Origin of the sequence: Demequina sp. NBRC 110056 (genome assembly GCF_002090155.1) — a bacterium.
Lineage (GTDB): Bacteria > Actinomycetota > Actinomycetes > Actinomycetales > Demequinaceae > Demequina.
This window is the reverse complement of the sequence record NZ_BBRM01000010.1, coordinates 1,729-22,942: the sequence shown is the minus strand read 5'-3', so window position 1 is coordinate 22,942 and position 21,214 is coordinate 1,729. Positions and strand designations below refer to the sequence as shown.

The window sequence follows — 21,214 nt, the reverse complement described above, 5'->3', positions numbered from 1 at the left end:
CGACTGCCCTCGCGGGCGACTCGCCTCGACGGTGTTGCGTGCTGCGCAACACGCTACGGTAGCCTCGTGATCAAGTCCTTTCGTCACAAGGGCTTGCGCACACTGTTCGAGTCCGGCAGCGCCGCGGGCGTGCAACCGCACCATGCCAAGCGCCTCCGGCTCCAACTTGGACTACTCGACGCCGCCCAGGACATCGGCGACATGGACAAACCAGGATTCAGACTTCACCAGCTCAAGGGCGACAAGGCACCGCGGTGGTCGATCACCGTGAGCGGTAACTGGCGACTGACGTTCGAGTTCCACGACGGGGACGCGCACGTCCTGGACTACGAGGACTACCACTGATGACCACGCTGAAGAAGATGCACAACCCACCACACCCGGGCGAGATCATCGCCGAGATCTACCTCGCCGAGCTCGGCATGAGCGGCCGCGAGCTCGCCCAACGCTTGAGTGTCGCTCCCTCCACGCTCGCGCGAGTGCTCAACGGTTCGAACCGCGTGAGCCCTGAGATGGCCCTGCGCCTGTCCACGGTTCTCGGCGGCACGGCCGAGAGCTGGCTCGCCATGCAGGACGCCCACGACCTGTGGGTCGCGCGGCAGACGCTCGACCTCAGCCCGCTGCGCCCGCTGGAGGCCGCGAGCGCCTAGCGGGCTGCGCGATGCCCGCCCACTAGCATCGGCTGTGTTCGTCGACGTCGAGGAGGACCGTTGGCACCGTCGCCATCCCGCACGCACCCCCGCCCGTGGCCGGGCGACGGCCAGGTCGTGGTCGTCACCGGAGGCGGCGGCGGCATCGCGCGCGAGTTCGCACGCCAAGTCGCCTCGCGCGGCGCGACGCTCGTCCTGGTTGATCTTCGCGCCCAGGCGGCCGATGCCGTCGCGGCCTCCCTCCCCGGCACCGGCCACTCGGTGGTCACCGGGGACCTCACCTCCCGCGCCGACGTGGAGCGGGTGCTCGCCACCGTCGAGGCGGAGCACGGCCGCATCGACGTCCTTGTCAATTGCATGGGGATGACCAGCGCCGAGCGGTTCGACGAGCGCTCCGTCGAGTCCATCGACCGCGAACTCACGGTGAACCTCAACGCGCCGCTGATGCTCACCCGCCTCGCGATCCCGTTGCTGCGCGCGTCCGCGGACCCGCGCGTCATCACCGTGGTGTCGCTGGGCGCGATCTTCCCGCTGGGCGAGACGCCCATCTACACCGCCTCGAAGTTCGGGCTGCGCGGCGCGATGCTGTCGATCGCGCTCGACCTGCGAGACAAGGGCATCACGGTGTCCTCCGTGCTGCCCAGCGCCACGGACACTCGCATGCTGCGCCAGGAGGCCCTCGACGGCGGCAACGCCTTCCAGTTCCAGGACCCGCCCCAGACGCCCGAGCACGTCGCCGCGACCATGGTGAAGTTGCTTGACAAGCCCAAGATCGAGGCGTTCCCCAAGCCGTCCGAGTCGTGGCTCGTGCGCGCCGCGCTGCTCATGCCGAATGCGCTACCGCGCCTGATGCCCCTGTTCCGCGGCAAGGGCGAGCGAGGCCAGGCGAAGTACATCGCGCAGCTGCGAGACCAAGGCCTCGTCGACGACGAGGGCAACCTCGTCGAATAGCCGCCCACCTCGCCGGTCCCCCGCCGTGCTCCCTCTCCGCCTTAGCGTCCAGATGGTGCGCCGCTGTCGGTTCTCGGAGTCGCGAGTCACCCGATGGTGACTCACTGTCGCCCCGCCCACATCCCCGGCAGCGCGCCGCGCCTCGCGCCCCTCCCCCGCCTTAGCGTCCAAATGGTGCACCGCTGTCGGTTCTGGGAGTCGCGCGTCACCCGATGGTGACTCACTGTCGCCCCCACCACCCAGCGAACGCATCGGCCCTCCCCATCCGCGCCCGGAATGCCCGCCACGCCCCCGCCGTTGCCCACGTGTCCCCTCGACAGGAAAGGCACCACCCATGCGCGCACTCATCCAGCACCAGTTCGGCAACCCGACCGAGGTTCTCGCCGTCGAGGAGACCGACACCCCCGAGCCCGGTCCCGGCGAGGTGCTCGTGCGCACGACCCTGTCCGCGATCCACAACCACGACCTGTGGACCGTGTCCGGCAACTACGGGTTCAAGCCCGAGATGCCAGCGAAGGCAGGCACCGAGGCCGTGGGCGTCGTCGACGCGCTCGGCGAGGGCGTCGAGGGCCTCGAGGTCGGCCAGCGGGTCGCGAGCGCCGGCACGTTCGGCGTGTGGTCCGAGTCCTTCGTCGCCAAGGCCGCCGCGCTGATCCCCGTCGCGGACGCGATCCCCGACGAGGTCGCCGCGCAGCTGGTGTCCATGCCGTTCTCCGCGATCAGTCTGCTCGACTCGCTCGACCTGAACGAGGGCGACTGGCTGGTCCAGAACGCGGCGAATGGCGCCGTCGGCCGCCTGGTCGCACAGCTCGCCAAGGGCCGCGGCATCAATGTCGTTGGGCTCGTGCGCCGCGAGGACGGCGTCGCCGAGCTCGCCGAGCAGGGCATCGGCCGTGTGGTCGCCACCGACTCCGAGGGTTGGAAGGACCGCGTCGCCGAGGTGACCGGAGGCGCCCCGATCCGCGTGGGCGTCGAGCAGGTGGGCGGCCAGGCCGCCGGCGACATGCTCGACCTGCTCGCCGAGGACGGCACGCTCGTGGTGTTCGGCGCGATGGCGTCGCCCAAGCTCGAGCTCACCTCCGGCCAGATCATCTTCAAGCAGGCCACGATCCGCGGTTTCTGGGGCTCGCGCGTGTCGGCAACCATGAGCGCCGAGGACCGCACCCGCCTCATGGGCGAGCTGTTCGCGCGCCTGTCCGACGGCACCATCACTCTGCCGGTGGACGCGACGTTCGGCCTCGACCACATCGCCGATGCGGTTGCCGCGCACTTCACCCCGGGACGCGTGGGCAAGGTCCTCCTCCGTCCCTAACCCCTGCGCCGCCCTCCACCTTGGCGTCCAGATGGTGGCTCAGCGTCGGTTCTGAGACCTCGGCGTCACCCGCTGGTGCCTGGCTGTCGCTGCCGAACCCTCAGTCCCGCGCCACCACCGCGACCTCCTCGGTGACGGGCACGACGTCGTCACCTGAACGCGCATCGGCCTCACCCAAGGACCCGTCGCGCCCGTCCCGCGGCGGCGTCGCAAACTGGCTGGCGCGCTCCTCGGCCTCGGCGCTGCCGGTGAACAGCCCGGACTCCCCGGCCTGCTCGGCGGGCCCAGCACCACGGGGACGGCGTCCCGGCTTGGCCGCCTCGGACACGAGCACGCGCTGCGCCGGCGCCGCGTCGGGCATCTCCGACTGCACGAACAGCACCATCGCCTCGCGCACGAAGCAGCGCAGGTCGAACAACGTCGGCGCATCGCCGGCCGTGACGAGCACGCGCACCCGCACCATGCCCCCGGTCGCCTCGGTGACCTGCAGCACGGACGCGCGACCGTCGTACAGCGGCGTCTCCTCGAGCACGCGGTCGAGGTGCTCGCGCATGCGCTGTGGCGACACCCTCCAGTCGAGGTCCATCTCGACCGAGCCCAACAGCTCCGACCCGCGGCGCGTCCAGTTCTCGTACGGAGTTGTCGTGAAGTACGTGCACGGCAGCACCAGCCGCCGGTCGTCCCACAGGTCGAGCACCACGTAGCTCAGCGTGATCTCGCCCACCTTGCCCCACTCGCCCTGCGCGACGATCACGTCGTCGACCCGCAGCGCATCGGAGAACACCAGCTGCAGCCCCGCGAACATGTTCGCCAGCACCGACTGCGCCGCGAGGCCCGCCACGATGGACGCGATGCCCGCAGACGCGAGGACGCTCGCCCCGACCGCCCGCACCGAGTCGAAGGTCAGCAGCGAGGCACCGATCGCGATCACCACGATCAGCGCGATCAGCAGCCGACGCACGATCATCGCCTGCGTGTGGAGCTTGCGCGCCAGCTGGTTGTCCGGCACGTCGATGCGGTTGCGCTCGAGTGTGAGATCCGTGACGAAGTGCACGAGCGCCGCCAGCAGCCACGCGAGGAAGCAGATCGTGGCGATGGTCAGCACCCGCCCCACGATGGGCCACCAGTCGCTGTCCGACAGCGTCGCGTGCAGCCCCACCCACACGCCGATGAGCAGCATCAGCGCCCAGAACGGCCTGCGGGCACGTCGCACCAGCCCGCCGGCCCACGGGTGACGCCGCGCCACCAGCCACACGACCAGCTTGACGATCAGCGCGAACGCGACCGCCGCGGCCACGGAGATCGCGACCGCGACCAGGATGTCGATGGGGTTGTCAGGCATGAGCCTCCTCCGCGCGTCGGAACCCCTCCGACGCTACGGAGCGCTCGTTTCACGCGGGTGACGCCGACGTTCCGTTTGGCGAAAACTGCACGGTGTCCCGACGTGGGAGCGCCGATGCGCCCGTCACCTCCGTGCGCCCGTCACCTTGGCGCGGTAGTGGTGCCTGGCTGTCGGTCTCGCCGGGTGCGCGTCACACGATGGTGCCTCAGCGCCGCCGCCGCAACGGAACGGGCCTCTACTCGCGCCCGTCCTCGAGCGGGATGAGCATCGTGCGGAACTCGCCGGGCTCGGCGTGGAGCTGCCAGATGCGCTCCGCGACGCCGTCGATGCCGTTCTCGATCTGCAGCTTCGGGATCGCGCCCGGGATCACCAGCTGGGCGACGTGGACGCCCGAGTCGGCGAGCGCCTCGTGCAGCATCTCTCCGTACGCGCTCTCCGCGGGGAACGCGACCGAGGTGCCGGAGAAGCCTGCCCGAGCCTTGACCGAGGTGCCGCCGTTGATGAGGAGAATAGAGCCGGAACCGGACTCGCGCATCGGCCCTACGACCGCGCGCACGGCGTGGATGAGCCCCAGAGCCGAGAACCGCAGCGCCTCGAGCGCCAGCTCGGGCGTGAGGTCGAGCACCGGCTCGAGGTACGAGCGCGCGGGCAGCGGCGAGTACTGCAGGGACGTGATGGGGCCCAGCGCCTCGGCCGCCTGGCCGAGCGCGGTCTCGAGCGAGGCGCCGTCGCGCACGTCGGCCGAGAAGCCCTGCGCGGTGACGCCGTCAGCCTCGAGCTCGGACGCGAGGGCGTCGAGCTTGGCCTGGTCGCGCGAGATGAGCGCCACGGAAAAGCCTTCGCGTCCGAACCGGCGGGCGACCGCGGCCCCCAGGTTGGGTCCAGCACCGATGATGGCCAAGGTGGGCATGCGATTCTCCTTCGAAGCGGAACGGTTCCGCCACGCTAACGCGTCCGGGCCGCGCCGGCATTCCACTTGGCGGACCATCGAGGCTTTTGCAGCCGGCGGTGGCCTAATCCAGCGGTTCGCGCGCAAGCAGCAACTCCCGCACCGGCACTGCCTCGATGCGCTCGGCGAGGGGGTAGCGCCTGTCGCCAGCATGAGCGACGACAATCCGCTCAAGCCCAAGGTCCTCGAGCGCATGGCGCATGCTCGGCGTCACCTGTGGCGCATCCGTGCGCTTGATCTCGACGCCCCACTGCCGTGCACCCAGCTCGAGAACGACGTCGATCTCGGCGCCTGCCTGGGTCCGCCAGAAGTGCAGCGGCACGCCCCACGAGGCGAGGTGCTCGACCACGAGGCCTTCCCAGCTCGCGCCGAGGATCGGATGCGAGAGCAGCTCGTTGGCGTCGCCCACGGACAGCAGTGCGTGCAGAGTGCCCGTATCGCGCAGGTAGACCTTGGGCGAACGCACCTGACGCTTGCCGATGTTCGCCAGCCACGGCGGCAGCTGACGCACGACCAGAGCGTCCGTGAGCGCGTCGAGATAGCGACGCGCAGTCGGCTCAGAGGACCCGAGCGATCGCGCCATCTCGGCGCCGCTCCACAACCCCGAGTGGCGGTGGGCGAGCATCGTCCAGAACCGTCTCATGGTCGCTGCCGGGACTCGACTGCCGAGGAGCGCCAAGTCTCGCTCGAGGAACGTGGAGATGTAGTCGTCGAGCCACGCCGTCGCGAGCGCGTCCGTCGCGGCGGTGTACGACTCGGGGAGGCCACCCCTCCACCACCACCGGGCGAGCTGATCCTGCCCGACATCCGCGAGCGAGAGTCCCGCGAGTTCGACCAGCGCGATGCGACCAGCGAGCGACTCCGACCCAAGCCCCACGAGCGCTGGCGACGCGCTGCCCAGGAGAAGGAACCGCCCGGGGCGGCGATCGGCGTCGATGAGAACCCGCAAGGCCGGGAAGAGCTCCGGGTTGCGCTGCGCCTCGTCGATCACCACCAAGCCCTGAAGTCGCTCGAGTGCGAGCATGGGATCCGCAAGACGGGCACGGTCGCGCGGGTCCTCGAGGTCAAAGTAGTGCGATGGCTCGACATCCAGGGCGTGGCGGACCAGAGAGGTCTTCCCGACCTGACGTGGACCCGTGAGCAGGACCGCGGGCGCGCGACCGAGCGCGGCGGCAAGGCGCCCTTGGTCGGCCTGTCGAGCGATCCACTTTGTGCTCACCTTGCAATCCTAACATTCCATGTTAGAAAAGCAAGGTACGCCGACGGGTCAGATCTCGATCCCCGCCGCCTCGGCGAGCGTCTCGTTTGCCACGCCGTACGGCACGTGCACCCCGGCGACGTGCTCGAGCGCGCCCGACAGGTGGCCCGACTGGTCGTCGAAGAACAGGTGGGGCCGCAGCACCTCGAGCACCTTGGCCTTCTCGATGCCGCCCAGGAAGAACGCGTCGTTGATGGTCACGCCCCACGACCGCAGCGACTGCACCGCGCGCTCGTGCGCCGGCGCAGCGCGCGCCGTGACGAGCGCGATGCGCACCCGCGGCTCGTAGTCCGGGTCGCGCTCCTGCAGCTCCGCCTCGATGCGCTGGATGCGGTTGAGGTCGGCGAGCAGGGGCTTCAGCAGCCCCGGCACGTGCGCGACGTCGCGCTTGGCGACCTCGTTCGCGACGAACCCGTCGATGCCCTCGGTCTGGAAGATCCGCTCGGACTCGTCCGTGGCGAGCACCGCGTCGAAGTCGAAAGCGATGCGCAGCGACCGGTCGGTCATGTCGTACTTCGCGGGCGATGGCAGCACGTGGCCAGCGGGGTGTCCGGCGCGCACCGCGGTGAGCACGTCCTCCTGGTTCTGCGTGAGGAACAGGCTCATCCCCAGCGCGCCGATGTACTGCAGCGGCGACCGTCCCTGCGTGAAGAAGGCGCGGGTCACGGGCAGCTGGTGGCGCTCGATCGACCGCATGACGCGCAGGCCCGTGGTCGCGGCATTGCGCGAGAGCACGATGACCTCGACGAGCGGGTCGCCGGGCCGCAGGTCGTTGAGCTGCAGCAGACGCTGGATGAAGGGGAAAGCCGGGCCGGGCTCGAGCGTGACGTCGACGTTGCGGTCCTGGTACTCCGAATACGCCGCCACCCCGTGCTCGCGGAAGTACGCGTCCGACTCCGTCAGGTCGAACAGAGCGCTCGATGCGACGCCCACCACGAGCCGGCCGGAGAGGTCGTAGGCGGGCACGCGGGACCTCCTGGCGGTTCTCGGTTCAGAGGGACGATGCGCGGGCTGGGACCGCGCGGGACCTCGACCCTATCTTGGCTCGCGGGCGGTCGTAGACTGGTGGGCATGACGCTGCACATCGAGGACGCCGCGACCGAGGCCGCGGTGCACGCTCTCGCCGCACGGCTCGGCACGGACGAGGCGTCCGTCGTCGGCGCCCTGGTGCTCGACGCCTACGAGACGCTTGAGAACGCCGGCTCCTACGCCGAGCGCCGCAACGCGCGCGTTCGCCTGCGCCGCCTGCTCGACAACGTCGAGCGCCCCCGCGCGAAGGCCACTCCGGCCGGACCCGTCGACGCGCCCACCGCGGGCTCCGAGCCCGTCGCCACCCCCGAGCCCGCCGCCTAGGACCCTCGTGGCCTCGCTCGCCGAGCTCTACCGTGCCGCGCGCACGGCGGAGGACGCCGAGCCCGCCCCGACCGCCGAGGGATGGGCCGCCGAGCCCGAGCACTCCGACGCCGCGATCCTCAAGGCGACCGGCCTGACCTGGGACGCTTGGGTCGCGCGCATCGACTCAGGGCCGGGCCGTTCCGCGAGCCACACGGAGATCGCCGCGTGGGTCGGAGCGAACTCGGACATCGGCGGCTGGTGGTCCCAGGGCGTCACGGTCGGCTACGAGCGCATCACCGGGATGCGCCTGCCGGGCCAGATGCCCGACGGGACGTTCACGGTGTCTCGCTCGCGGACGTTCCCAGCCTCACCGGACGCGGTGCGCGCGCTACTGGAGGACGACGCGGCGCGAGGACAGGCGCTCCCCCACGTCACCGCGACCCGCTCGTCCAAGCCGGGAGTGAAGGCGCCGCGATTCGCGCTCGCCGACGCCTCCGACGGCGCCTCGCTAGGCACGCTGCAGCTCGCGTTCGACCCGGCCGCGAAGGGCACCAAGGTCACCGTCACGCACGAGAAGCTGCCCTCCTTCGCGGCGACCGGGCCGTGGAAGGACTTCTGGGCCGCCTGGCTGGCGGCGGTGGAAGAGACGGTGGCGGACCAGGCGTCGCCCAAGTGATCGGGGAATGAACGGGCGTCGCTTGGCGTCCTCCCAGGCACATCCGCGTCGACCCAGGAGAACCACATGCGCGCGCTCATCATCGGCGGGACCGGCACGATCGGCCAGGCGGCGAAGGCTGCTCTCGACCCTTCCTACGAGACGGTGATCGCGGCGCGCTCGACCGACCCCGGCGTGGACATCACGGATGAGGCGTCGATCGAGGCGCTGTTCGAGGCCGTGGGCGAGGTGAACGCGGTGGTGATCGCGGCGGGAACGGTGCCGTTCAAGCGCATCACAGCGCTGACTGCTGACGACTACACCTCCGCCTTCACCAGCAAGGTGGTGTCGCAGCTCAACGTGGTGCGGATCGGCCTGCCGTACGTGAAGGACGGCGGCTCGTTCACACTGACCTCCGGTATCCTCAGCCGTGAGCCCATCGCCGCGAGCGCCGCGGCGGCCATGGCCAACGGCGCGCTCGAGTCCTACGTGATGGCGGCCGCGCCCGAGATGCCCCGTGGGATCCGCATCAACGTGGTGAGCCCCGGCGTGCTGGAGTCGTCCACGGGCCACCACGCCCTGTTCCCCGGGTTCACGCCCGTGCCGGACGCGGTCGTGGGCCAGGCGTACTTGCGCGCCGTGGCGGGCGCGCGCACGGGCCGCACCCTCGCCCTCGACTGACGGGCATCACCTGCCGCGGTCCCAAAGCAGCCGCAGCGCGACCCTTACCTTCGCCCCCTCTCTGCCTTAGCGCGGCACTGGTGCGTGGCTGTCGGTTTTCCGGGGTGCACGGCGCCGCAATGGTGGCTGCGTGTCGTCCGCGCCCCGCACGTGCCTCGCGGTCCGCGCCCGCGGACCCACTCCTGGTCCTTAGCGCGGAACTGGTGCGCGGCTGTCGGCTTTCTGGGGTGCACTGAGCCGCAGTGGTGACTCAGCGTCACCCCCGAGGGCGAGTCGCCGGTCAGCCCAGGCCGACGACCGCATCGGCGCGGTGGCGAGTCGTCGCGATGAGGTCGGCGTTCGCCTGGTCCGAGCCCAGCGCGAAGGCGCGCGCATCCTCAGCCGACCGGCCGTGGGCGACATGCCGCGCAACCAGCCGCTCGAGTCGGACGGTCTCGGGCACCTCGACGTACCAGGCGAGGTCGAGCATCGGCCGGATGGCGTCCCACGGCGGTGCGTCCGCAAGCAGGTAGTTCCCTTCCACGATCACGAGCGGGATGGCGCGCGGCACGGGGATGGCGCCGGCGATCGGCTCCTCGAGGGTGCGATCGAAGCTCGGCGCATAGGTGACGTCCTCCTCGGCGGCGCGGAGCCTCGCCAGCAGCGCGACGAACCCGTGTCCGTCGAACGTGTCGATCGCGCCCTTGCGGCTCGCACGCCCGAGCCGCTCGAGCTCGGCCTGCGCGAGGTGGAAGCCGTCCATCGGCACCACGACCGCGCGCGGCGTGCCGTCGGGCTTGGCGCCGACCGCATCGGCGAGGCGCGCGGCAAGCGTCGACTTCCCCGACCCCGGCGCCCCGGCGAGGCCGACAACGGACCGCGAGCCCGCATCGGCCATGCGTGATGCCGCAGCGACGCACTCTTCAAAACTGATCACGAGCCCAGTGTGCCGCGAGCGCGACGACAACCAGCCACCATCCTGCGACGCGCGACTTCCAGAACCGACGCTCAGCCACCATCTGCGCGCCAAGGTTGGGGAGGGCGGGACGGCGGCACGCGCCAAGGTTGGGGAGGGCGGGATAGCGGGACGCGCCAAGGTGAGGAATACGGGTTTGCGCGGCTCGCGCAGGGCGCGACGCTGGCCAGGGGTTGACAGGCTCCGCCACCGGGCGCAGACTGGAGGTGTTCGGTCGATCGACCGAACGAGGAACGGAGTCCCCACGATGACCTCACCGCACCCTCGCTCCCCCGCCGTCGTCCCGGCGCCGGACCCCTTTGCCTCGCTCGCCTACCTCGCCGCGCGCGATGTGGGCGAACGCCTGAGTCGCGAGATGACCGCCGACCATGTCCAGCACCACGACACGCCTCGCCACCGCAGCCCCCTCGATCGCCTGCGCCGTGCCGGCCAGGTCGCGCTGAACGCAGTCTCGACGCACACCCGTCGCTGGGCCGATGCGCTCGACCACGGACGGCCGTCCGCCGTATGAGCGTTCCCGCCACCGCGACCACCAAGGACGCGATCCTCAGCGCGACTCGCGGCGCCGTGCTCGAGGATGGCTACGCCGCGCTGTCGACCCGCAAGGTCGCCGAGCGCGCGGGTGTGCCGCTCAGCCAGATCCACTACCACTTCGGCTCCAAGGAGAACCTGGTCCTGAGGCTCTTCGAGGCGGAGAACGCGAGCCTCGTCGACCGGCAGGCCGCCATGTTCGCCAGCGACGAGCCGCTGTCCGCGCAATGGGCGCGCGCCTGCGACTACCTCGACGAGGATCTCGACTCCGGCTACGTGCGCATCCTCCAGGAACTGCTTGCCGCCGGCTACTCGCAGCCCGGCATCCGCGAGCCCGTCTCCGCCATGCTCGAGGGCTGGATCACCGTCCTCACCGACGCCTTCGCCCACCACGAGGCGCGCGGGCTCGACCTCGGCATGCCTCCTGCGCACCTCGCCTCGCTCGCGGGGGCGGTCTTCCTGGGCGCGGAGTCGGTCGTCCTCGCCGACCACGAGTCCGCATCGAACCCCATCCGCGACGCCCTGCGAGCCGTCGGCGGCGTCATCGAGGCGGCCGAGCGCCGCGCGGCGGCAACCGAGGAGGGCTGACCATGCACGCCGTCGAACCGACCCGCTCCGGCACCGTCGACCGCGACGGCGCCACCATCGCCTACGACGTCTACGAGCGCGATGCGCCCACCATCGTCCTCCTGCCGACATGGGAGCTCGTCGACTCCCGCAGCTGGAAGATGCAGATCCCGTACCTGTCCCGCCACTTCCGTGTGGTGGTGTTCGACGCCGCTGGCGCCGGGCGCTCGACCGGGCCTGCGCACAGCGAGCGCTATTCGCAGAGCACGCGGCTGGCCGATGCGGCCGCAGTTCTCGAGGCGACCTGCCCCGCGCGGGCGGTCGTCGCCGGCGTGTCCATGGGAGGCACCCTCGCCTACAGCCTGGCGGCCTACCGCCCGGACCTGGTGGCTGGCGCGTGCATCATCGGCGCCGATCACCCGTTCCGCGTGGACCCGCCGTGCTGGGCGGACGGCACTGTCCCGTTCGACCCGGTGACCAATCCACGGCCGCAGGGGTGGTCGAAGGTCAACCCGGAGTACCTGCGCCGCGACCAGGAGGACTTCCTGCGCTTCTTCGCCGAGCAGATCTGCACCGATGCGCACTCCACCAAAGGCGTCGACGACGTCCTGGAGTGGGGTATGTCGCAGGACGCGGACATCGGCGCGAACGCTATCGACCAGCAGGCCGACATCGACGTGGACGACTGGCACGCCAGGCTCGCAGAGTCGCGTGTGCCGATGCTGATCGTTCACGGCACGGAGGACCGCATCGCGGACGTCGCCGGGGCGCACCAGGCCGCCCAGTTCATCCCCAGCGCCCGGCTGATGGTGATGGACGGAGTGGGCCACGCGCCCCAGGGGCGCTATCCCGTGCAGATCAACCACGCCCTCCGGGCCTTCGCGCGGAAGGTGTTCGCCCCCACCGAGCCCAGTCGAGAGCGGCTCGACGCGACCGCCTACGCGGCACCCGCATCGGCCCGTCGCAGGGCTCTGTACCTGTCCTCCCCCATCGGCCTGGGCCACGCGCGCCGCGACGTCGCCATCGCCGAGGAGTTGCAGCAGGCGCACCCCGACCTCGAGATCGAGTGGCTCGCGCAGAGCCCGGTGACGACGGTGCTCGCAGCGGCGGGGCACACGATCCACCCCGCATCGTCCCTGCTCGCGAGCGAGTCCGCGCACATCGAGGCGGAGTGCGGCGAGCACGCGCTCGACGCCTTACAGGCGCTGCGCGAGATGGACGAGATCCTGTGCCACAACTTCCACGTGCTCGACGAGGTCACGGCGGAGACGCCCTACGACGCGGTCATCGCCGATGAGTCCTGGGAGCTCGACTACCACCTGTTCGAGAATCCAGCGCTCAAGCGCGCGCCGCTCGCATGGATGACCGACTTCGTGGGGCAGCTGCCGATGGCGGGCGGCGGAGAGCGGCAGGCCGAGGTGGCCGCGGACCTCAACCTCGAGATGATCGAGCACGTCGCGAACCATCCTGACCTGCGCGACGCGGCGGTGTTCGTCGGCAGCCCGGACGACATCGTGCCCGGCACGCTCGGTCCCGGGCTTCCGGGGATTCGCGAGTGGACCGAGAGCCACTTCGACTTCTCCGGGTACATCACCGGCTTCGACCCGCGATCGCTGGGCGACGGCGACAAGCTGCGCGCGTCCGTGGGCTTCGGGCCGCGCGAGAAGGTGTGCGTCGTCGCCGTGGGCGGCACGGGGGTGGGACGCGATCTGCTGTTGCGGGTCGTCTCAGCCGTCCCGGCGGCGCGCCGTTCGATCCCGGAGCTGCGCGTCGTCGTCGTGACGGGGCCGCGCATCGACCCCGCGACCATGCCGGAGGTCGAGGGCGTCGATTACCACGCATACGTCGACCGCCTCTATCGCTGGCTCGCCGCGTGCGACGTCGCCATCGTCCAGGGCGGCCTCACCACCACGATGGAGCTCACCGCCGCGAAGGTGCCGTTCATCTACGTGCCGCTGCGCGACCACTTCGAGCAGAACCACCACGTGCGCGCGCGGCTGGAGCGCTACCGCGCGGGGCGGTGCATGGAGTACGACGATCTGTCTCCCACAGCGGTGGCCGATGCGCTGGTGGACCTGCTGGGCGCGCCGGTCGACTACCTGGACGTGTCGCCGGACGGGGCCGCGCGCGCGGCGGCTCTCATCGGGCAGCTGCTGTAGGCCGACACTCACGCACCATCGCGTGACACGCGGCTTCGAGAACCGACGCTGGGGCACCATCTGCGCGCCAAGGTTGGGGAGGGCGGCAGGGCGACGCAGACGACACCGCACGCCCTCTCGCGACGTAGCCTGAGCACGTGTCCTCCCCCGCCCCCGGCGCGACGCCGGCCGGACCTTCCGCCGGCCCACCAGGCGTCTCCGACGTCCCTCGCGAGCAGCGCCTCATTCTCTGGATCGCGGTGCTCGCGTCGTTCGTGAGCTTCCTCGACGGCACCATCGTCAACGTCGCGCTGCCGGCGATCGTCGAGGAGCTCGGCGGCGGCATCGCCACCCAGCAGTGGACGGTCGACGCGTACCTCCTGACGCTCGGCGCGTTCATCCTGGTCGCGGGCTCCGTCTCCGACACCTACGGCCGGATCCGGGTCATCCGCTGGGGCCTCGTGGGCTTCGGCGTCACGAGCGTCCTCATCGCGCTCGCCCCGAGCGCGCCCGTGCTCATCGTCGCGCGCCTGCTGCAGGGCATCGCCGGCGCGATGCTCGTCCCCAGCTCGCTCGCGCTCATCACCTCGAACTTCCGCGGCGCCGCACAGGCGAAGGCCATCGGCACGTGGACCGGATTGACCAGCGCGGCGATGGTCGCGGGCCCCATCATCGGCGGCCTGTTCGTCGACCTGGCGTCGTGGCGCCTCGCCTTCCTCATCAACGTTCTGCCCATCGCGGCGACCCTGTGGCTCCTCACTCGCCTCACGCAGCGCGACGTCCGCAGGGCCGATGCGCGTGTCGACTACGTGGGCGCCGTCCTGTGCGTGGTGGGGCTGGGCGGTGTCGTGTTCGCCCTCATCGAGGAGCCGAACCTGGGGTGGGCCTCGCCGCTCGTGTGGCTCCCAGGGCTCGTCGGCGCCGCCTCGCTGGCGGGCTTTCTGTGGTGGCAGACCCGTGCACCGGCGCCGATGCTCCCGCTCGGCCTGTTCCGGGTGCGCAACTTCGCGTGGGGCAACCTCGCGACGTGGCTGATCTACGGAGCGCTATCGCTCAACGGCTTCGTCATCGTGGTCTACCTGCAGGAGCAGGCCGGGCTCTCCGCCACCGCGGCCGGGCTCACCACGCTGCCCATCACCATCCTGATGATCCTGCTGTCCCCGCGCATGGGCGCGCTCGCCGGGACGCTGGGTCCGCGCCTGTTCATGACCGCGGGCCCGCTGATCATGGCCGTCGGTTCGCTCATGATGCTGCTGGTGAGCGAGGACCTCAACCTGTGGTGGCAGCTGCTGCCGGGGGTCGTCGTGTTCGGCTTCGGGCTCACCGTGACGGTGTCGCCGCTGACCGCCGCGATCCTCGGCGCGATCGAGCCCGAGCGCTCGGGCATCGCGTCGGCCACCAACAACGCGGTGTCGCGCATCGCCGGGCTCATCGCGATCGCGGGTGTCGCGGCGATCGTCGGCGGCGAGCTGGACCTCGGCGGCTTCCACCGCGCGATGGTCGCGACGGCCGTCGCGATGGCGCTCGGTGGCCTCGTGTCCTGGCTCGGCATCCGCAACCCTGCGCCGCCGGCCGAGGCCACGACCTAGCCAGCGCCGTCTGCGACAATGGCAGACATGTGCTCCCCCATCCGCTGCGCGACCTGCGAGAAGACCACCTGGACCGGCTGCGGCCTGCACGTCGAGGAGGCGCTCGCCGGCGTCGCCGAGGCCGACCGCTGCACCTGCGCCGCCTGACCCGGCGCAGTTCCTCAGCTCACCACCGGCTCAACCGCGCCTGCGCGCCCGAGCCGGCGCGCGCATCGGCGCTACGAGCCTGACGCCGCCCCTGACCGCACCCAGAAGTTCAGCGTCAGCTGGACACCGCGAAACTCCTCCGGCCGCGTCGCCGCCAGCGTGAAGCCAGCCGCGCGGCACACTCCATTGGAGGCGGCGTTCTCGACCGGCGGGCAGGCCATGAGGTCGCGGCCGTCGCCGTGGCCGAGCGCGTCATCCACCGCGAGCCGCGCCATGGCCGACGCGACGCCGCGTCCCTGCTGCGCGGGCAGCACCACCCAACCCAGCTCGTAGACGTCGCGATCGTCGAAGGTCGACTCCCACCACCCGACCGAGCCGAGCGGCCGCCCGTCCGTGGAGACGGCGGAGAACATGCGCGGGTTGCCGACGTCCCAGCCGCGCAGGTAGCGCTCGTGGCGCCGGCGCACCTGCGCGCTCGACTCGGGGCCGCCCAGCATCCGAGTCATCTCCGGGGAGTTGGATGCGACGAGGATCGGCAGGTCGGCGTCCGTCCAACGGCGCAGGCGGACGTCGGGCGCGGGACGCGCTTCAGCCATCCCGGTCAGTCATCGAAGAGCAACTCGACGCCCCACGCGGCCTTCTCGTCGGCCGTGTACTTGGCGATCCACCCCTCGTACTCGCCGCCGTGGGTCGCGGCGATCCGCTCGGCGAGGTCGATCGTCTCGCGCAGGAAGTCCGGCACCAGCGGCTGCTCGCGACCGTAGATGAGCACCGACCACTCGTCGACGCCGTGACTCGGAGCGACGAGCTCGCCTCGCACCTTCAGCTCGCCCAGCTCCTTGCCGGCGGCGCGGGCGGCGTCCTCCTTGGTGAAGGAGACGGAGAACTCGGAGTCGCGCGGAGCGTCGATGCTCGCGCCGCGGTCGAGGAACGTCTGCAGCTGCTCGGCGTCGTCCGACCACAGCCCGTAGGGGTCGACGCGCTTGCGCTTGCCTGCGGTCAGCTTCGAGAACAGTCCCATGTGCTCACGCTAAACCCTTTCGAGGAGGCCTCCTCACGGGGTTGGCGACGCCGCCTCCCGTCTGCAGCGCCGATGCGCTCGCCGGGTTGAGCTCACGGCAACGGCTGGAGCTCGGTCCCGTCGGGCACGACGACGACGCGGTCGAGCAGGGGCGCACCGAGCTCGATGTCCACGACGTCGCAGGTCAGGGCGGCGTTGCGGGGCACGCCCGGCGGAAGGACCGTGATCGCGCGGACGTCGACGACCACACGACCGCCCTCCTCTGTGGTGCGCGCCCACGCGACCGCCTCGTCGGACCCCAGGCACGCGCTCATCCGAAGGGTCGAACCCTCCTCCACGTATCCCTCGAGGTACGCCGGGTGCAGCGAGGCTGCGAGCGCCGCGCCGATCAGGCCGAGCGTGACGATCGCCGCCGCGATACCCACAGCCGCGCCACGGCGCACTCGCCGGCGGTCCGCACTCGCGGGAGGCGGCGGCGTGTCCTCGATGGTCACGATCGAACAGTAGCGCGCTGGATTCTCGTCCTCCACGACGCGCCGTCACCACGAACCGCGCAGAGAACCTTCCTCCAGCGTGACGGGGCGGGGCCGGGCGGGGCGGGGCGGGAAGGGCGGGCGGCACGCTGGTACGTTCGCCTGAGGAGGTGCACCCCATGGACAAGACCGCGCTCGACACCGTGCCGCAGCAGTGGGGCGCCCACTCCGAGGTCGGCCGGCTGCGCTCCGTCCTCGTGTGCTCGCCGGGCCTCGCCCACAACCGCCTCACGCCGTCCAACGCGGAGGCGCTGCTGTTCGACGACGTCATGTGGGTGGAGAACGCGCGCCGCGACCACGCCGCCTTCGTCTCGCTCATGGACGACCGCGGCATCGAGGTGCTCGAGCTGCACCGGCTGCTCACGGAGACGCTCGACCTGCCGCACGCGAGGGCCTGGCTGCTGGACCGCAAGATCACGCCCAACGAGGTGGGGCTGGGCCTCGTGGCCGACGTGCGCGCGTTCCTCGACGAGCTGCCCAGCGACATCCTCGCGCGCTACGTCCTGGGCGGGCTCAGCACCAGCGACCTGCCGCGCGACTTCTCGCCGCCATCGATCGCGCTCGTGCGCGAGGAGTCGGGCATGCGCGACTACCTCATGCCTCCCCTGCCCAACACCCTCTACACGCGCGACACGACCAGCTGGGTCTACGGCGGCGTCACGCTCAACCCGCTGTACTGGCCGGCGCGCCACGCCGAGACGCTGCTCATGAAGGCGGTGTACGAGTTCCACCCGCTGTTCGAGGGAACCGTCACGCGCTGGTGGGGAGACCCCGAGCTCGACCAAGGGCTCGCGACCCTCGAGGGCGGCGACGTCATGCCGCTCGGCGGAGGCGTGGTCGTCATCGGCATGTCCGAGCGCTCCAGCCGCCAGGCGATCACCCAGCTCGCGACCGAGCTGTTCAGCGCGGGCGCCGCGCACCACGTCATCGTCGCGAAGATGCCCAAGCTGCGCGCCGCGATGCACCTCGACACCGTGTTCACGATGTGCGACCGCGACCTCGTGACGATCTTCCCCGGCATCGTCGACCAGATCGAGACGTACTCGATCTACGAGGCCGAGCCTCCCGTCATGCTCGACGTGCGCGAGGAGCACGCACCCTTCCTCGACGTCGTCGCCCGCTCGCTCGGCATCGACAGGCTTCGCGTCATCGAGACCGGAGGCGATCGCTACGCCTCCGAGCGTCAGCAGTGGGACGACGCCAACAACGTGCTCGCCCTCGAGCCGGGCGTCATCGTCGCCTACGACCGCAACACCCACACCAATGCGCTGCTGCGCGAGGCGGGCATCGAGGTCCTCGAGATCGTCGGCGCCGAGCTCGGCCGCGGCCGCGGCGGCGCGCACTGCATGACCCAGCCGCTGCGCCGCGACGCCTGACGCGACCGCGCCCGCTCGGGAACGTCGTGAGCCCCCGGTGAGCCGGAGGTGTCCCGTCCTCCGGCCCGTCCGGGGGCCCTCGACGGCGACTCTACGACCACACCCCCGATAAACGCAACACTCTCGTGTCGAAAAAGTCGCGGCCGCACCACACCCAGCGAGCGCATCGGCCCTCCGGCGGCCCCGCGCTACGCTCGCACCAGGGACCTTGGCCGCGTCGAGGGGAGGTGCGGTGACCGGCACGCCGTGGGATCGCGCGAAGCGCCGCCTCACCGAGCCGCCGCCGCCGCGCGAACGGGCGCCGGGCATCCTCGAGCCGTCGTTCTCCGCGGTCGGCCTGCTCATCGGTCTGTACTTCTTCGCGATCTCCCTCACCCCCTCACTGCTGCCGCGCGCGGGCTATGCGCAGGGCATCGGCTCGGGGGTCGCGTTCATCGTGGGCTACGGACTGGGCGTCGCGATCTTCACCGTGTGGCGGTTCCTGCGCGGGCCGACCGCGACCGGCCGCGTGCGCGTCGTGCTGGTGCTCGCCTCGCTCCTCCTCATCGGCGTGCAGGCGGGCCTCGCGATCTGGGGCTACGTCGGCTGGCAGAACGACCTGCGCCTGCTGTTCGGCATGGAGCCACTGTCCCCCATGGTCTGGCCCGTGATCATCGCCGTGGGCGCGGTGGTCGCGGCGCTGCTGCTCGCGGCGGCACGGGCGCTGCGCACGCTGTTCCGATGGGCCGACGACCTACTGGACCGGTGGCTGCCGCGCCGGCTCGCGGTGGCCGTCGCCAGCGTCGTCCTGGTCGCGGCGCTGTGGTGGGTGGCGTCGGGAGCCTTCGTCAACGCGTTCTTCACCACGTCGAACTGGATCTTCTCGGGACGGGACCTGCAGGACAAGCCCGGCGTCACGCAGCCGACCTCCTCGCTACGGTCGGGCTCGCCCGACTCCCTGGTGCCGTTCGACACCCTCGGGCGACAGGGCCGGTCCTTCGTCAGCACCGGCCCGACGGCCGCGGACATCGACGTGGTCACCGGCGGCGGGGCGCTCGAGCCCATCCGCGCGTACGTGGGGCTCCGGTCGGCGGACACGCTCGAGGAGCGTGCCGACCTCATGCTCGCCGAGCTCGACCGGATGGGAGCGTTCGACCGCGAGGTGCTCGTCGTGACCACCGTGACGGGCACCGGCCTCATCGACCCGCGCGGCATCGACCCCCTCGAGCACCTCTGGAATGGCGATACGGCGATCGCCGGCGTGCAGTACTCGTACCTGCCCAGCTGGATCTCGCTGCTCGCGGACCAGGACGTCGTCCAAGAGACGTCGCGCGAGGTTTTCCGCCTGATCCACGATCACTGGTCGACGCTGCCGGAGGACTCGCGCCCGAGCCTCTACCTCTACGGGCTGTCGCTCGGCTCGACGGGCGTCGAGGCGGTGCTGTCGAGCCCCGACATCCTCAACGAGCCCGTCGACGGCGCGCTCCTCGTCGGACCGCCGTTCCTCAACGAGATGCACTACGAGATCACGGCCGCGCGCGACGGCGGCAGCCCGGCGTGGCTGCCCGTGTTCCACGGCGGCGAGACGGTGCGCTTCGCCGACGAGCGCGGGGTCACGCCGGAGGGCGGGCTGTGGGGTCCGACACGCGTGCTCTACATGCAGCACGGGTCGGACCCGGTGGTCTGGTTCAACCAGCAGCTCGCGCTCAACGAGCCCGAGTGGCTCGTGGGCGAGCGGGCGCCCGACGTGTCGAACCAGATGACCTGGTACCCGCTCGTGACGATGTGGCAGGTGCTGCTCGACCTTCCGGCTGCCGGCTCGATCCCCCAGGGCTACGGGCACCTCTACAGCCACCGCGCGAACGCTGCGGCGTGGGCGGGCGTGACGGACGCGCCGGGGTGGTCGTCCGTGCGGCTCGACTCCCTCGCGGAGGTGCTCGACGAGCGCGAGCTGGCTCGGCTCGCGACCCTCGAGGCAGCGGCGTCGTAGGGCCGATGCGCCGGCTGGCTTTCACCCTTCAGTATCAGTTTCGCAATATCGCAACAACGAAATTGCCTTTATAGCGTTCCCGCCGCTAGTCTCCCGGGTGAGGCATGCCTTACCTGGCGTGCTCTGTGCACCGATGCACTCCCCCTTCGACCATCTGGGAGCGTCCCCCTTGTCCTTGCGCCTGCGCTCGTCGCGCCACGCCACCTCCATCGCCTTGGCGATGCTCGCCATGCTCGTCGCGAGCGTGCTCGTCACTGCGGGCCCTGCCGCCGCGGCGACGGCCCCGTCCCTCGACTGGGCCTTCAAGACCTCGTGGCGCAACTACGTGCTCGGCGTCTCGGTTCCGGGAGCGGGCACCATCACTGCGACCGCTCCCGCGGCAGATGCTGGCGCCCCCGACAGCGTGTCGACGTTCCCCGAGTCCACCGCCACCATCGGCGACGACGGACTCGGCACGGTGGCGTACGACGGTGCGGTGCGGTGGCAGAAGCCCAACCACGGCATCGACGTGACGCTCACGGACCCCTCGATCGAGATCTCGAGCGCCACGGGCGGCGTCCTCACCGCCGACCTTGGCGGCGGCCGCGTGCCGGTCGCGAACCTGACGTGGACCGCAGGTGCCGTCTCCGAGGCCGACGGCGTCGTCACGGTGAGCGGCGCGAACGCGACCCTCGCATCCGACGCGGCGGGGGCGTTCACCTACGCCGCGGGCGAGGTGCTCGCTCCGCTGACCTTCTCCTACACGGCACCCGAGCCGGAGCCGGAGCCTGAGCCGGTCGCGCCGAGCGTCACCGTTTCCAAGACGACCGACCTGGACGGTGAGGGTGAGACCGTCACCATCACCGGCACCGGATTCGTGCCCAACGCCCCAGCCACCACCGCCACCCGAGCCCCACTGTGCGAGCGCGAGGGCATGACCTGGGTCAACTGCCAGTTCGGCGGCGCCTACGTCGTGTTCGGCAACTTCCCCGACACCTGGAAGCCTTCTGCCGGCGTCCCCAGCACCGCACGCACCGTCATCGAGCAGCGCTGGGCCGTCGACGCCTCCAACGTCGACGCCCTCGGCGCAGAGGCCGTCGCCCTCAACGCCGACGGGTCCTTCGAGGTCACCCTCAACGTCTCCGACGCGCAGCCCGAGCTCACCGGCAACTACGGCATCTACACCTACCCCGGCTCCGGCGCGGTCTACGCACCCTTCGAGACCTACACCCCCATCACCTTCGCCGAGCCCGAGCCGGACTATGGCATCGAGGTG

22 protein-coding genes are annotated in these 21,214 nt (G+C 71.0%); 14 read left to right on the top strand and 8 right to left on the bottom strand.

All coding sequences use genetic code 11. From position 1 onward, the window contains the following. The first annotated feature begins 66 nt into the window (after nucleotides 1–66). The 4 genes from B7K25_RS13430 to B7K25_RS13415 all read left to right on the top strand — a co-directional run bounded on the left by B7K25_RS13430 (nucleotide 67) and on the right by B7K25_RS13415 (nucleotide 2,913). The gene (locus B7K25_RS13430) at nucleotides 67–345 is read left to right on the top strand and encodes a type II toxin-antitoxin system RelE/ParE family toxin (protein WP_084106741.1); all 279 of its coding nucleotides are present in this window, start codon (nucleotides 67–69) and stop codon (nucleotides 343–345) included. Then, nucleotides 345–650, top strand: a complete 306-nt coding sequence (locus B7K25_RS13425) for a HigA family addiction module antitoxin (RefSeq protein ID WP_084106739.1) — start codon at nucleotides 345–347, stop codon at nucleotides 648–650. Before B7K25_RS13430 ends, B7K25_RS13425 begins: the two co-directional genes overlap by 1 nt. Nucleotides 651–710: 60 nt before the next feature. Beyond that, nucleotides 711–1,601, top strand: coding sequence for an SDR family oxidoreductase (locus tag B7K25_RS13420; RefSeq protein WP_084106737.1), 891 nt, complete (start codon nucleotides 711–713; stop codon nucleotides 1,599–1,601). A 334-nt stretch (nucleotides 1,602–1,935) separates the two neighbouring features. After that, nucleotides 1,936–2,913: a zinc-binding dehydrogenase gene (locus B7K25_RS13415; protein ID WP_084106735.1), complete on the top strand. Its 978-nt coding sequence runs from the start codon at nucleotides 1,936–1,938 to the stop codon at nucleotides 2,911–2,913. 100 nt (nucleotides 2,914–3,013) lie between these two features. Here the strand turns inward: B7K25_RS13415 and B7K25_RS13410 are convergent, their stop codons facing one another. From B7K25_RS13410 to B7K25_RS13395, 4 genes are all read right to left on the bottom strand, one after another. Continuing rightward, entirely contained in the window at nucleotides 3,014–4,255 is a 1,242-nt protein-coding gene (locus tag B7K25_RS13410) for a mechanosensitive ion channel family protein (protein WP_084106733.1), read from the bottom strand. 235 nt (nucleotides 4,256–4,490) lie between these two features. Then, a complete protein-coding gene (locus B7K25_RS13405) occupies nucleotides 4,491–5,165 on the bottom strand; it encodes an SDR family NAD(P)-dependent oxidoreductase (protein ID WP_084106731.1) in 675 nt (224 codons plus the stop codon). Between the two features lie 103 nt (nucleotides 5,166–5,268). Beyond that, nucleotides 5,269–6,423 (bottom strand): ATP-binding protein, encoded by a 1,155-nt coding sequence (locus tag B7K25_RS13400; protein WP_200807973.1) that lies wholly within the window; start codon nucleotides 6,421–6,423, stop codon nucleotides 5,269–5,271. 48 nt (nucleotides 6,424–6,471) lie between these two features. Beyond that, nucleotides 6,472–7,428 (bottom strand): 5'-nucleotidase, encoded by a 957-nt coding sequence (locus B7K25_RS13395; RefSeq protein WP_084106729.1) that lies wholly within the window; start codon nucleotides 7,426–7,428, stop codon nucleotides 6,472–6,474. A 105-nt stretch (nucleotides 7,429–7,533) separates the two neighbouring features. Between B7K25_RS13395 and B7K25_RS13390 the strand changes: the two genes are divergently transcribed. From B7K25_RS13390 to B7K25_RS13380, 3 genes are all read left to right on the top strand, one after another. Continuing rightward, nucleotides 7,534–7,815, top strand: a complete 282-nt coding sequence (locus B7K25_RS13390; RefSeq protein WP_084106727.1) for a hypothetical protein — start codon at nucleotides 7,534–7,536, stop codon at nucleotides 7,813–7,815. 7 nt (nucleotides 7,816–7,822) lie between these two features. Then, on the top strand, nucleotides 7,823–8,473 hold the full coding sequence (locus B7K25_RS13385) for a hypothetical protein (RefSeq protein WP_084106725.1): 651 nt from the start codon (nucleotides 7,823–7,825) through the stop codon (nucleotides 8,471–8,473). Between the two features lie 66 nt (nucleotides 8,474–8,539). Next, nucleotides 8,540–9,133 (top strand): short chain dehydrogenase, encoded by a 594-nt coding sequence (locus B7K25_RS13380; RefSeq protein WP_084106724.1) that lies wholly within the window; start codon nucleotides 8,540–8,542, stop codon nucleotides 9,131–9,133. Nucleotides 9,134–9,413: 280 nt separating this feature from the next. Here B7K25_RS13380 and B7K25_RS13375 read toward each other — a convergent pair whose 3' ends face one another. Next, on the bottom strand, nucleotides 9,414–10,049 hold the full coding sequence (locus tag B7K25_RS13375) for a nucleoside/nucleotide kinase family protein (protein ID WP_200807972.1): 636 nt from the start codon (nucleotides 10,047–10,049) through the stop codon (nucleotides 9,414–9,416). 286 nt (nucleotides 10,050–10,335) lie between these two features. Between B7K25_RS13375 and B7K25_RS13370 the strand changes: the two genes are divergently transcribed. The 4 genes from B7K25_RS13370 to B7K25_RS13355 all read left to right on the top strand — a co-directional run bounded on the left by B7K25_RS13370 (nucleotide 10,336) and on the right by B7K25_RS13355 (nucleotide 14,913). Beyond that, the gene (locus B7K25_RS13370) at nucleotides 10,336–10,599 is read left to right on the top strand and encodes a hypothetical protein (RefSeq protein ID WP_084106722.1); all 264 of its coding nucleotides are present in this window, start codon (nucleotides 10,336–10,338) and stop codon (nucleotides 10,597–10,599) included. Next, the gene (locus B7K25_RS13365; RefSeq protein ID WP_084106720.1) at nucleotides 10,596–11,207 is read left to right on the top strand and encodes a TetR/AcrR family transcriptional regulator; all 612 of its coding nucleotides are present in this window, start codon (nucleotides 10,596–10,598) and stop codon (nucleotides 11,205–11,207) included. Before B7K25_RS13370 ends, B7K25_RS13365 begins: the two co-directional genes overlap by 4 nt. 2 nt (nucleotides 11,208–11,209) lie before the next feature. Then, nucleotides 11,210–13,345: an alpha/beta fold hydrolase gene (locus tag B7K25_RS13360; protein ID WP_084106718.1), complete on the top strand. Its 2,136-nt coding sequence runs from the start codon at nucleotides 11,210–11,212 to the stop codon at nucleotides 13,343–13,345. A gap of 137 nt (nucleotides 13,346–13,482) precedes the next feature. After that, nucleotides 13,483–14,913 carry an MFS transporter gene (locus B7K25_RS13355; protein WP_084106716.1) on the top strand — a complete coding sequence of 477 codons (1,431 nt, stop codon included), beginning with the start codon at nucleotides 13,483–13,485 and terminating at the stop codon, nucleotides 14,911–14,913. Nucleotides 14,914–15,131: 218 nt separating this feature from the next. Here B7K25_RS13355 and B7K25_RS13350 read toward each other — a convergent pair whose 3' ends face one another. The 3 genes from B7K25_RS13350 to B7K25_RS13340 form a co-directional block, all read right to left on the bottom strand. Further along, entirely contained in the window at nucleotides 15,132–15,656 is a 525-nt protein-coding gene (locus B7K25_RS13350) for a GNAT family N-acetyltransferase (RefSeq protein ID WP_084106714.1), read from the bottom strand. Between the two features lie 5 nt (nucleotides 15,657–15,661). Beyond that, nucleotides 15,662–16,081 (bottom strand): ribonuclease E inhibitor RraB, encoded by a 420-nt coding sequence (locus B7K25_RS13345; protein WP_084106712.1) that lies wholly within the window; start codon nucleotides 16,079–16,081, stop codon nucleotides 15,662–15,664. 92 nt (nucleotides 16,082–16,173) lie between these two features. Then, nucleotides 16,174–16,575: a hypothetical protein gene (locus B7K25_RS13340; protein WP_144019025.1), complete on the bottom strand. Its 402-nt coding sequence runs from the start codon at nucleotides 16,573–16,575 to the stop codon at nucleotides 16,174–16,176. A 158-nt stretch (nucleotides 16,576–16,733) separates the two neighbouring features. Here B7K25_RS13340 and B7K25_RS13335 point away from each other — a divergent pair, with 158 nt between their 5' ends. The 3 genes from B7K25_RS13335 to B7K25_RS13325 all read left to right on the top strand — a co-directional run. Continuing rightward, nucleotides 16,734–17,990, top strand: a complete 1,257-nt coding sequence (locus tag B7K25_RS13335; RefSeq protein WP_084106708.1) for an arginine deiminase — start codon at nucleotides 16,734–16,736, stop codon at nucleotides 17,988–17,990. 232 nt (nucleotides 17,991–18,222) lie between these two features. Next, on the top strand, nucleotides 18,223–19,959 hold the full coding sequence (locus B7K25_RS13330) for an alpha/beta-hydrolase family protein (RefSeq protein WP_159450221.1): 1,737 nt from the start codon (nucleotides 18,223–18,225) through the stop codon (nucleotides 19,957–19,959). A 169-nt stretch (nucleotides 19,960–20,128) separates the two neighbouring features. Further along, nucleotides 20,129–21,214 (top strand): HtaA domain-containing protein (locus B7K25_RS13325; RefSeq protein WP_200807971.1); only part of this gene is annotated, 1,086 nt, incomplete at its 3' end.